This is a genomic window from Nocardiopsis listeri (genome assembly GCF_020741345.1).
Taxonomy (GTDB): Bacteria; Actinomycetota; Actinomycetes; order Streptosporangiales; family Streptosporangiaceae; genus Nocardiopsis; species Nocardiopsis listeri_A.
Map to the genome: position 1 here is coordinate 16,738 of NZ_DYZD01000067.1, position 11,699 is coordinate 28,436.

The 11,699-nt window shown below is 69.2% G+C and carries 10 protein-coding genes; all 10 read left to right on the forward strand.

Going from position 1 to position 11,699, the window contains the following annotated elements; translation table 11 throughout:
• Positions 1-36 precede the first annotated feature (36 nt).
• Entirely contained in the window at positions 37-1,332 is a 1,296-nt protein-coding gene (locus tag K8V84_RS04365) for an NADH-quinone oxidoreductase subunit D (protein ID WP_304070701.1), read from the forward strand.
• Entirely contained in the window at positions 1,329-2,078 is a 750-nt protein-coding gene (nuoE, locus tag K8V84_RS04370) for an NADH-quinone oxidoreductase subunit NuoE (protein WP_304070703.1), read from the forward strand. The genes K8V84_RS04365 and nuoE overlap by 4 nt, the downstream gene beginning before the upstream one ends.
• Positions 2,075-3,397 (forward strand): NADH-quinone oxidoreductase subunit NuoF, encoded by a 1,323-nt coding sequence (nuoF, locus tag K8V84_RS04375; RefSeq protein WP_304070705.1) that lies wholly within the window; start codon positions 2,075-2,077, stop codon positions 3,395-3,397. Before nuoE ends, nuoF begins: the two co-directional genes overlap by 4 nt.
• Positions 3,394-5,853: an NADH-quinone oxidoreductase subunit G gene (locus K8V84_RS04380; RefSeq protein ID WP_304070709.1), complete on the forward strand. Its 2,460-nt coding sequence runs from the start codon at positions 3,394-3,396 to the stop codon at positions 5,851-5,853. Before nuoF ends, K8V84_RS04380 begins: the two co-directional genes overlap by 4 nt.
• On the forward strand, positions 5,850-7,223 hold the full coding sequence (gene nuoH, locus K8V84_RS04385; RefSeq protein WP_304070711.1) for an NADH-quinone oxidoreductase subunit NuoH: 1,374 nt from the start codon (positions 5,850-5,852) through the stop codon (positions 7,221-7,223). The genes K8V84_RS04380 and nuoH overlap by 4 nt, the downstream gene beginning before the upstream one ends.
• The gene (gene nuoI, locus K8V84_RS04390; protein WP_304070713.1) at positions 7,216-7,764 is read left to right on the forward strand and encodes an NADH-quinone oxidoreductase subunit NuoI; all 549 of its coding nucleotides are present in this window, start codon (positions 7,216-7,218) and stop codon (positions 7,762-7,764) included. The genes nuoH and nuoI overlap by 8 nt, the downstream gene beginning before the upstream one ends.
• On the forward strand, positions 7,761-8,708 hold the full coding sequence (locus K8V84_RS04395) for an NADH-quinone oxidoreductase subunit J (protein ID WP_304070716.1): 948 nt from the start codon (positions 7,761-7,763) through the stop codon (positions 8,706-8,708). The genes nuoI and K8V84_RS04395 overlap by 4 nt, the downstream gene beginning before the upstream one ends.
• Positions 8,696-8,995: an NADH-quinone oxidoreductase subunit NuoK gene (nuoK, locus tag K8V84_RS04400; RefSeq protein ID WP_013156051.1), complete on the forward strand. Its 300-nt coding sequence runs from the start codon at positions 8,696-8,698 to the stop codon at positions 8,993-8,995. Before K8V84_RS04395 ends, nuoK begins: the two co-directional genes overlap by 13 nt.
• A 14-nt stretch (positions 8,996-9,009) precedes the next feature.
• Positions 9,010-10,953, forward strand: coding sequence for an NADH-quinone oxidoreductase subunit L (gene nuoL / locus K8V84_RS04405; protein ID WP_304070720.1), 1,944 nt, complete (start codon positions 9,010-9,012; stop codon positions 10,951-10,953).
• Position 10,954: 1 nt separating this feature from the next.
• On the forward strand, positions 10,955-11,699 hold a 745-nt coding region (locus tag K8V84_RS04410; RefSeq protein WP_304070722.1), incomplete at its 3' end, for a NuoM family protein.

Genomic DNA, 11,699 nt, shown 5'->3' on the forward strand with positions numbered 1-11,699 from the left:
AGTGATTCGAAGGGCCATCCAGAAGGGAGGCACGGCATGACCGTCACCGAGGACTACATCGACGCCTCCGGTGGGGACTGGGACGACGTCGTCGAGAAGGCCCAGGGCAGCAGCGCCGAGCGCCTCGTCGTCAACATGGGACCGCAGCACCCGTCCACGCACGGTGTGCTCCGGCTGATCCTCACCCTGGACGGCGAGACCTGCACCGAAGCCCGTGTCGGCATCGGTTACCTGCACACCGGTATCGAGAAGAACATGGAGTACCGGACGTGGACGCAGGGCACCACGTTCGTGACCCGCATGGACTACCTGACGCCGCTCTTCAACGAGACGGCGTACTGCCTGGCGGTCGAGAAGCTGCTCGGCATCACCGACCGGATCCCCGAACGGGCGAGCGTCATCCGGGTCCTGCTCATGGAGCTGAACCGGATGGCCTCGCACTTCGTGGCCATGGCGACGTTCGGCATGGAGCTGGGCGCCACCACGATCATGACCAACGGCTTCCGTGAACGCGAGATGATCCTCGACATCTTCGAGCTCATCACGGGTCTGCGGATGAACCACGCCTTCATTCGCCCCGGCGGAGTGGCCCAGGACCTGCCCCCGGGCGCGGTCGGCAAGGTGCGGGAGCTGCTCAAGGAGATGCCCGAGCGCATCAAGATCATGCGCAAGCTCCTGGACGAGAACCCCCTCTACCTGGCCCGGACCAAGGACGTCGCCTACCTCAACCTGCCCGGTTGCATGGCGCTCGGCATCACCGGGCCGCTGGTGCGCGCCTCCGGCCTGGCCTGGGACCTGCGCAAGTCCAAGCCCTACTGCGGCTACGAGAACTACGAGTTCGACGTGCCGGTCTCCGACGGCGGCGACGTGTACGCCCGTTACCGGGTGCGCATCGCCGAGATGGAGGAGAGCCTCAAGATCGTCGAGCAGTGCCTGGACAAGCTGGAGCCCGGGCCCGTGATGATCGAGGACGCCAAGATCGGCTGGCCCGCCAAGCTCGCGCTGGGTCCGGACGGTCTGGGCAACTCCCCGGACCACATCGCGCACATCATGAGCGGCTCGATGGAGGCGCTCATCCACCACTTCAAGTTGGTCACCGAGGGCTTCCGGGTCCCGGCCGGCCAGGCGTACGCGGCGGTGGAGAGCGCCAAGGGCGAGCTCGGCTGCCATGCCGTCAGCGACGGGGGCACCCGCCCCTACCGCGTCCACTTCCGCGACCCGTCGTTCACCCACCTCCAGGCCGTCGCCGCCATGTGCGAGGGCGGGACGGTGGCGGACGTCATCGCGGCCGTGGCCAGTATCGACCCGGTGATGGGAGGCGTGGACCGGTGAGCGAGAACAACGACAACGGGACCACCGAGACCGAACAGAGCGTCTTCACCGACGAGGTGGTGGCCCGCCTGGCGCAGGACGCCAAGGAGATCATCAGCCGCTACCCGAAGCCGCGGTCGGCACTGCTGCCGCTGCTGCACCTGGTACAGGCCGAGGAGGGTCACGTCAGCCGGGACGGCATGAAGTTCTGTGCCGACCAGCTGGACATCACCCTCGCCGAGGTCAACGCGGTCGCCACGTTCTACACCATGTACCGCCGCCGCCCCGGTGGCGACTACCAGGTGGGCGTGTGCACCAACACCCTGTGCGCGGTGATGGGCGGGGACGAGATCTTCTCCTCCCTCAAGGAGCACCTGGACCTGGAGAACGGCGAGACCACCGAGGACGGCAAGGTCACGCTGGAGCACGTGGAGTGCAACGCGGCCTGCGACTTCGCCCCCGTGGTGATGGTCAACTGGGAGTTCTTCGACGACCAGACGCCCGCCACCGCCAGGCGGATGGTCGACGACCTGCGGTTGGGCAAGGACGTCGCGCCCACCCGCGGTCCGAAGAGCCTGTGCACCTGGAAGCAGGCCTCGCGCGTGCTCGCCGGGTTCGACGACGGGCGCGCGGGCGAGGGCGTCCAGGCGGCCACCCCGTCGCTGGCCGGGCTCAAGCTCGCCCAGCAGCGTGGGTGGACGGCTCCGGACCCCGATGACCTCCCCGCACCTTCTTCCGACGAGCAGGGTGAGGAGGGCGCCAAGTGACCACCCTGACCCCGATCCTGTCCAAGAACTGGGATCGCCCCGACTCCTTCACGATCGACGGTTACCGTGCCACCGGCGGCTACGAGGCGCTGCGCAAGGCACTGGCCATGGAGCCCGACGACATCGTCGACCTCGTCAAGGAATCCGGCCTGCGCGGCCGCGGCGGCGCGGGCTTCCCCACCGGGATGAAGTGGGGGTTCCTGCCCAAGGACAACCCCAACCCGCGTTACCTCGTCGTCAACGCCGACGAGTCCGAGCCGGGCACCTGCAAGGACATCCCGCTCATGCTCGCCAACCCGCACGTGTTGGTGGAGGGTGTGGCGATCGCCTCCTACGCGATCAAGTCCGCTCAGGCCTTCATCTACGTACGCGGTGAGGTCCTGCACGTCATCCGCCGGCTCCGCAAGGCGGTGGCCGACGCCTACGAGGCCGGACTGCTCGGCAAGAACATCCTCGGTACCGGCTTCGACCTCGACGTGGTCGTGCACGCCGGGGCCGGCGCCTACATCTGCGGTGAGGAGACCGCCCTCCTGGACTCTCTGGAGGGTTACCGGGGCCAGCCTCGACTCAAGCCGCCGTTCCCCGCGGTGGCCGGGCTCTACGCATCGCCCACCGTGGTGAACAACGTCGAGTCCATCGCCAGCGTTCCGGGGATCGTCGCCAACGGCGCCGAGTGGTTCACCGCCATGGGCACCGAGAAGTCCGCCGGGTTCGGCTTCTTCTCGTTGTCCGGACACGTCGCCAACCCCGGCCAGTACGAGGCGCCGCTCGGCATCACGCTGCGCGAACTCCTCGACATGGCGGGCGGGATGCGCCCCGGTCACGAACTCAAGTTCTGGACCCCCGGCGGCTCCTCCACGCCGATCTTCACCGACGAGCACCTGGACACCCCGCTCGACTTCGAGTCGGTGGGCGCCGCCGGGTCGATGCTAGGCACCCGCGCCCTCCAGATCTTCGACGAGACCACGTGCGTGGTACGCGCAGTCGGCCGTTGGATCGCCTTCTACGCCCACGAGTCCTGCGGCAAGTGCACGCCCTGCCGCGAGGGCAACTTCTGGATGGTCCAGGTCCTGGACCGGCTGGAGCGGGGCGAGGGCACGGAGGCCGACATCGACAAGCTCCTGGACATCTGCGACAACCTGCTCGGACGCTCCTTCTGCGCCCTGGGCGACGGTGCCACCAGCCCCGTCATGTCGTCGATCAAGTACTTCCGCCAGGAGTACGTCGACCACTTCGAGAAGGGCGGTTGTCCCTTCGACCACTCCAGGTCCACCCTCTGGGCGGACCGGCCGACCTCTGCAGAGGGAGGGAACCGATGACCGTCACCTCCAACACCTCCGGCGGGTCCTCACCGGCCCCGCCCCCGGAGGACCTGATCACCGTCACCATCGACGGTTTCCAGGTCCGGGTGCCCAAGGGAACCCTGCTGATCCGTGCCGCCGAGCTGCTCGGCATCCAGATCCCACGGTTTTGCGACCACCCGTTGCTCGACCCGGTCGGCGCCTGCCGCCAGTGCCTGGTGGAGATCCCCGACATGGGCAACGGACGCGGGATGCCCAAGCCACAGGCCTCCTGCACCATCACCGTCATGGAGGGCATGGTGGTCAACACCCACCTGACCTCCGCGGTGGCGGAGAAGGCCCAGCGCGGGATCATGGAGTTCCTGCTCATCAACCACCCGCTGGACTGCCCGGTCTGCGACAAGGGCGGCGAGTGCCCCCTGCAGAACCAGGCCATGTCCACGGGGCAGGGCGAGACGCGGTTCATCGACGTCAAGCGCACCTTCCCCAAGCCGGTGGCGCTGTCCAGCCAGGTGCTGTTGGACCGTGAACGCTGCATCCAGTGCGCCCGCTGTACGCGCTTCGCCGCGCAGATCGCCGGCGACCCGCTGATCGAGCTGATGGAGCGCGGCGCCCAGGAACAGGTCGGCATCGCCGAGGGAGAGGCGTTCGACTCCTACTTCTCCGGCAACACCGTGCAGATCTGCCCGGTGGGGGCGCTCACCGGATCCGCCTACCGGTTCCGGTCACGGCCCTTCGACCTGGTCTCCACCCCCAGTGTCTGCGAGCACTGTGCCGGCGGCTGCGCCCAGCGCACCGACCACCGGCGCGGCAAGGTCACCCGTCGCCTGGCAGGCGACGACCCGCAGGTGAACGAGGAGTGGAACTGCGACAAGGGTCGGTGGGCGTTCACCTACGCGACCCAGGGCGATCGGCTCAGCCGACCCCTGGTCCGTGACGAGGACTCCAGGGCCCTGGAGTTCGCCTCCTGGCCCGAGGCCATCGGCATGGCCGCCCAGGGACTGGCCGCAGCCCGCGGCAACGTGGGCGTACTGGTCGGCGGGCGCCTCACCTACGAGGACGCCTACGCCTACGCCAAGTTCGCCCGCGTGGCCCTGGGCACCAACGACGTGGACGCCCGCGCCCGCGAGCACTCCGCGGAGGAGGCGGCCTTCCTGGCCGCGCGCGTGGCGGGCACGCCGGTGGGCGTGGACTTCACCTCGGTGGAGAAGGCGCCCGCGGTGCTGCTCGCCGGGTTCGACCCCGAGGACGAGTCGGCCTCCACGTTCCTGCGTCTGCGCAAGGGCATGCGCAAGCGTGGACTGAAGGTGTACTCGCTGGCCTCGCACGCCACCCTCGGTCTGACCAAGACCAAGGGCACGCTCGTTCGGACCGTCCCGGGCGACGAGGGCCGGACCCTCAACGCCCTGGACGTGGAACACCCCGAGGTCCTCGAGGCGATGGGCCAGGAGGGCGCGATCATCCTGGTGGGCGAGCGGCTCGCCGCAGTCCCCGGCGCGCTCACCGCCGCGGTCGCCCTGGCCGAACGCACCGGAGCCCGCCTGGCGTGGGTCCCGCGTCGGGCGGGTGAGCGCGGCGCCGTCGACGCCGGGGCGCTTCCGAACCTGCTGCCCGGCGGACGTCCCGTCGCCGACGCCTCGGCCCGCGCCGAGGTCGCCCGAGCCTGGAACGTCGGTTCCCTGCCGAGCGAGCCCGGCCGCGACACCGACGCGATCATCGCGGCGGCCGCCGCCGGTGAACTGGACGCCCTGGTCATCGCGGGGCTCGAACTGGACGACCTGCCCGACCCCGAGGCGGCCCGCGCCGCCCTGGCCCGGGTGCCGTTCATCGTCAGCCTGGAACTGCGCGCCGGCGACGTCACCGACCGCGCCGACGTGGTGCTCCCGGTGGCCGCGGTCGCCGAGAAGTCCGGCACCTTCGTCAACTGGGAGGGCCGCCACCGGCCCTTCGGTGAGGCGCTCAAGGTGCCCGGAGCCCTCTCCGACCTGCGGGTCCTGTCCGCCATCGCGGACGAGATGGACGTGCACCTGGGTCTGCCCGACGCCGCGGGCGCCTACCGGGAACTGCTGGAGCTGGGTCCCTGGGCGGGGGACCGCCCCGTCGGCCCGTCCACGCGCCCGGTGGCCACGCCCGAACCCGGCCCCGGCCGAGCGTTGCTGTCCACCTGGAAGCAGCTGCTCGGCACCGGCCGCATGGAGGACGGCGAGCCCTACCTGGCCGGAACCGCCCGCAAGGCCCGTGCCTACCTGTCCAAGACCACGGCCGAGGAGGTCGGTGTCTCCGACGGCGGCTCGCTGCGTGTCACCGGCCCCTTGGGGACGGTGACCGTTCCCGCCGTCGTCATCGACATCGCCGACCGGGTCGTCTGGCTCCCGGCCAACGCGCACGGCTGCGACATCCGTCGTGACCTGGGCGCCACCGCCGGGCAGACGGTCGAACTGGCCGCGCCCACCACCAACGGGAGGCAGCAGTGACCCCCGCCGCTCTCGATCCGCGCGTGGCCGACCTGGCCGCGGAGAGCACCCTGAGCGCCTTCGGGAACGACCCGTGGTGGATCACCACCATCAAGGCGCTGGGCATCTTCGTGTTCCTGATGGTCTGCGTGCTGATGATGATCATGGCCGACCGTAAGGTCATGGGCCGAATGCAGCAGCGACACGGACCCAACCGGATGGGCCCCTTCGGCCTCCTGCAGTCCCTGTTCGACGGGATCAAGCTCTCCCTCAAGGAGGACCTGATCCCGCGCGGGGTGGACCGGTTCGTCTACATCGCAGCGCCGATGATCGCCGCGATTCCGGCGTTCCTCGCCTTCTCGGTCATCCCGATGGGGCCCGAGGTGAACATGTTCGGGGTCATGACCCCGCTGCAGCTCACCGACCTGCCCATCGCCGCGCTCCTGGTGCTGGCCACCGCGGCGCTGGGCGTGTACGGGATCGTGCTGGGCGGCTGGTCCTCCCAGTCCCCGTACGCCCTGCTCGGTGGCCTGCGCGCCTCAGCGCAGGTGATCAGCTACGAGGTCGCCATGGGCCTGTCCTTCGTGGCGGTCTTCATCATGGCGGGCACCCTCACCACCTCCGGCATCGTCGCGGCCCAGGAGAACCTGTGGTTCGCGGTGCTGCTCCTGCCGTCCTTCCTCATCTACATCGTCACGATGATCGGCGAGACCAACCGGCTCCCGTTCGACCTGGCGGAGGGCGAGGGCGAGATCGTCGGTGGCTTCATGACCGAGTACGGGTCCATGAAGTACACGATGTTCTTCCTCGCGGAGTACGTGAACATGTGCACCGTGGCCGCGGTGTCCGTGACGCTCTTCCTCGGTGGCTGGTACGCGCCGCCCGGCGTCACCGCGATCATCCCCGGAGCCAACGAGGGCTGGCTGCCGCTCCTGTGGTGGCTGCTCAAGTTCGTCTTCGTGATGTTCCTGTTCATCTGGGCCCGCGGCAGCCTCCCGCGCGTGCGCTACGACCAGTTGATGAAGCTCGGCTGGAAGGTCCTCATCCCGATCCAGCTCGTGTGGATCACCGGTGTGGCCGTCGTGCGCATGCTCATCCTGGACGGCGCCTCCCCGGTCATCATCGGGGCGGTCGTCGCGGCCTTCTCCGCGGCCACCATCGCCGCCTTCGCCGCTTGGGTGCGCTTCGTGCGCCGCGAGCGCGCCGAGGAGGCCGAGGCGCGCGCCGAGAACGCGCGCCGAGCCCACAAGGAACCCTCCTTCGGCGGGTTCCCGGTGCCCCCGAGCACCGCCGCCCACTACGGCAGCCGTGTGCTCGCCGAACCGTCGCGGACGGCCACGGCCGACAGCGTCGAACGCAACCAGAAGAAGGGGGAGGTTACCGGTGCTTGAGTGGCTCAACCCCGTCAAGGGTTTCGGTGTCACCTTCCACACGATGTTCAAGAAGGTGCCCACCGTCGAGTACCCGGAGGTCAAGCGCCCCACGGCGCCGCGCTTCCACGGACGGCACCAGCTGAACCGGTGGGCCGACGGCCTGGAGAAGTGCATCGGGTGCGAACTGTGCGCCTGGGCCTGCCCGGCCGACGCCATCTACGTGGAGGCCGGTGACAACACCGACGACGACCGGTACTCGCCCGGTGAACGCTACGGGCGCGTCTACCAGATCAACTACCTGCGCTGCATTCTCTGCGGTCTGTGCGTCGAGGCCTGCCCGACCCGGGCGCTCACCATGACCAACGAGTACGAGCTCGCCGACGACAGCCGGCAGAGCCTCATCTGGACCAAGGAGCAGCTCCTGGCGCCCCTCACCGAGGGGATGGAGCAGCCTCCGCACCCGATGCGGCTCGGCGACGACGAGCAGGACTACTACGCCACCGGGCGCGGTCAGCACGGCACGCAGGACCGGCCGGAGAACGCGGAGGCCACCCGGTGACCGCGCTCGACACGACCCCTCACGTCCTGCACTCCGCCGCGGGTGCGCCGATCGGCTCGGGGGAGACCACCCTGTTCTGGGTGCTGGGCACCATCGTGGTGCTCGGCGCCCTGGGCGTGGTCTTCTCCCGCAAGGCCGTCCACTCGGCCATGTCGATGGCGCTCACGATGGTCGGCCTGGCGATCTTCTACGGCATCAACGAGGCGCCGTTCCTGATGGTCGTCCAGATCGTCGTCTACACCGGCGCCGTCCTCATGCTGTTCCTGTTCGTGCTGATGCTCGTCGGTGTCAGCTCCTCCGACTCCCTGTCGGAGACCCTGCGCGGACAGCGGCTGATGACGGCGATCGTCGCGATCTGCTTCATCGGCGCCCTCGCCACCGGGATCGCCCGCATCACCGTGGGCGACCCGGCGGGGATCGCCGCCGCGGCCCCGGCGGGGGGAACCATCCCGTGGCTGGCCGGCGAGCTGATCATGCGCTACCTGGTCGCGTTCGAGGCCACGGCCGCGCTGCTCATCACCGCGGTGCTCGGCGCCATGGTGCTCGCGCACACCGCCCGGATCGGCAAGCGCCGCACCCAGCGGGAGATGTCCGAGGACCGCATCCGCGGCGACCACCCCACCCCGCTGCCCGGACCGGGCACCTACGCCCGGCACAACGCGATCGACATGCCCGCGCTGCTGCCGGACGGCACGGTCTCCCAGCTGTCCCTCAACCCCGTCCTCACCGCGCGCGACCCCCAGTACCAGAAGGGCGTGCCCATGGACATCCGGGCGACCCCGCTCCAGGGCGAGGGGTCCGACGCGATCCGACCCGAGGACGACGAACCCACCGCCGGGAAGGGGGACCGACCCACCGGCGACGGTGAGGACGGCTCCGATCCGGCGGCCGACAACGGCACCAACGGCAACGGGCAGGAGGTCGAGTCCACGTGGACCCGATGAACTACATCGTCCTCGCGGCGCTTCTGTTCACCATCGGCGCGGTCGGCGTCCTCGTCCGACGCAACGCGATCATCGTCTTCATGTGCGTGGAGCTGATGCTCAACGCCTGCAACCTGGCGTTCGTCGCGTTCGCCCGGATGCACGGGGACATCGAGGGGCAGGTCATCGCGTTCTTCGTGATGGTCGTCGCCGCCGCCGAGGTGGTCGTGGGCCTCGCGATCATCATGCAGATCTTCCGAACCCGCAGGTCCGCGTCGCTCGATGACGCCAACCTGCTCAAGCACTAGAAGGCGACGTGGCTGTGACACAACATCACGCGTACCTCGCCGCCGAACCCGCGGCGACCGCGGCCGACAGCGCGGTGCTGTCGAACGCCTGGCTGCTGATCGCCCTGCCTTTGGTGGGCGCGGCGATCCTGTTGCTGGGCGGACGACGCACCAACGCCTGGGGGCCCCTGCTGGCCACCGTCCTACCGGTGGTCTCCTTCGTCTGGGCCGTCCTGGCCCTGTTCGACCTGCTCGGACGGGGCACCGACGCGCGCAGCGTCTCCGTTCCCGTCTACGAGTGGTTCGCGGTCGGCGACTTCTCCGCGCGGATCAACCTGCTGGTCGACCCGCTCTCCATCACCTTCGTTCTGCTCATCACGTTCGTGGGTTCGCTGATCCACGTCTACTCCCTCGGCTACATGGCCGAGGACCCGGGCAAGCGCAGGTTCTTCGCCTACCTCAACCTGTTCGTCGCCGCCATGCTGGTGCTGGTGCTGGCGGACAACTTCGTCCTGCTGTTCCTCGGCTGGGAGGGTGTGGGCCTGGCGTCCTACCTGCTCATCGGGTTCTGGCAGTACAAGCCCACCGCCGCCACCGCGGCCAAGAAGGCGTTCCTGATCAACCGGGTCGGCGACATGGGCCTGCTCGTGGCGATCATGATCATGTTCACCGCGTTCGGCGCGGTGGGCTTCAGCGACGTCTTCGCGGCCGTACCGGGCGCGAACGACGGTGTCCTGCTCGCCATCGGCCTGCTGCTCCTGCTGGGCGCCTGCGGTAAGTCCGCGCAGCTGCCGCTGCAGGCGTGGTTGCTGGACGCCATGGAGGGCCCGACCCCGGTGTCGGCGCTCATCCACGCCGCCACCATGGTCACCGCCGGTGTGTACCTCATCGTGCGCGCCGGTCCGATCTTCGAGGCCTCCCCGGCGGCGCAGCTGACCGTCATGGTCGTCGGAGCCGCCACCATGCTGGCCGGCGGGATCATCGCCTCCGCCAAGGACGACATCAAGAAGTCCCTGGCCGGATCCACGATGAGCCAGATCGGCATGATGGTGCTGGCCGCGGGCCTCGGCCCGATCGGTTACGCGGCGGCCATCGCCCACCTGGTCACGCACGGCTTCTTCAAGGCCGGGCTGTTCCTGGGCGCCGGTTCGGTCATGCACGGCATGAACGACGACGTGAACATGCGCAAGTACGGTGGTCTGGCGTCGAAGATGCCGATCACCTTCGCCACCTTCGGCCTGGGCTACCTCGCGATCATCGGTGTCCCGCTGCTGTCGGGTTGGTGGACCAAGGAGAGCATCATCTCCGCCACCTTCGGCCTCGGCGGCAACGTCGGCCTGGTGTTCGGTTCCCTGGTCATCCTGGGCGCCGCGCTCACCGCCTTCTACATGTCCCGGATGGTCTTCATGACCTTCCTCGGAGAGAAGCGTTGGGACGAGGGCGTGCACCCGCACGAGTCGCCCGTGAGCATGACCGCCCCCATGGTGGTGCTGTCGATCGGCTCGATCGCCCTGGGCGGATTCCTGGTGGCCGGCGACCGCTTCGCCGCGTTCCTCCAGCCCGTCACCGGAGCGGAGCCGCCCCACTTCACGGTGGGACACGCCTTCGCCTCGCCCTACGGCATCGCGGCGCTGGTCGTGCTGGTCCTGGGCGTGCTCGCGGCCTGGGCGATCTACCTGCGCAAGCCGGTGGAACGCACCGCCCCCAAGGGCAACCTCGTCACCAACGCGGCCCGCAACGAGCTGTACGGAAACGAGATCAACGAGGACCTGTTCATGCGACCCGGCCAGGTGCTCACCAAGGCACTGGTCGTCATCGAGGACAAGGTCATCGACGGCGCGGTCAACGGGATCGGTGCCGGGGTCCGCGACTCCTCCACCGGGCTCGGCAGGACACAGACCGGGTTCGCCCGCACCTACGCGCTCACCATGCTCATCGGCGCCGTGATCGTCGCCGCGACGCTGGCTGTGAGGTTCTGACATGATCCCCTGGCTCACACTCGCCATCGCCCTTCCGGCGGTCGGCGCGATCCTCATCTGGGCACTGCCCCGGATCGGGACGAAGGCCGAGACGGCGTCCGCCTCGGCCCGGGCCACCGCCTCCGCCGAGGCGGGCGGTGGCGGTACCGCGGTCAAGACCCGGCCCGCCACCGTCACCGAGGCGGGGACCGCCTCCGCGGAGAACGCCAAGCGCGTCGCGCTGATCGTCTCCCTGGTCACCCTGGCCCTGGTCGTGGCCATGGCGCTGAACTTCGACACCTCCACGGCGGGGGACCTCCAGTTCGAGGAGGTCTACCCGTGGATCCCCTACTTCGGGGTCCACTTCGCCGTCGGTGTGGACGGCATCGCCCTGACGATGGTCCTGATGTCGGTGATCCTGGTTCCGCTGGTCATCCTGGCGGCCTGGAACGAACACACCGACCACCCGGACGGCGGCCGCGGCTACTTCGCCCTCGTCCTCGCCCTCGAAGCGATGATGATCGGTGTCTTCGCCGCCACCGACGTCTTCCTGTTCTACGTGTTCTTCGAGGTCATGCTGATCCCGGTCTACTTCATGATCGGGCGGTACGGCCGGGGTGCCGAGCGCACCAAGGCCGCGTTGAAGTTCCTGCTGTACAGCTTCGCCGGCGGCCTCATCATGCTGGTCGCGGTGATCGGCGTGTACGTCGTCGGCGGCACCTTCCTGTGGACCGAACTGACCGCGCCGGGCAGCCCGCTCGCCGCCG

Bases quoted from the DNA above. Each gene is read 5' to 3' on its own strand.
- K8V84_RS04365 (WP_304070701.1), top strand. From the start codon at position 37: ATGACCGTCACCGAGGACTACATCGACGCCTCCGGTGGGGACTGGGAC.
- K8V84_RS04380 (WP_304070709.1), top strand. From the start codon at position 3,394: ATGACCGTCACCTCCAACACCTCCGGCGGGTCCTCACCGGCCCCGCCC.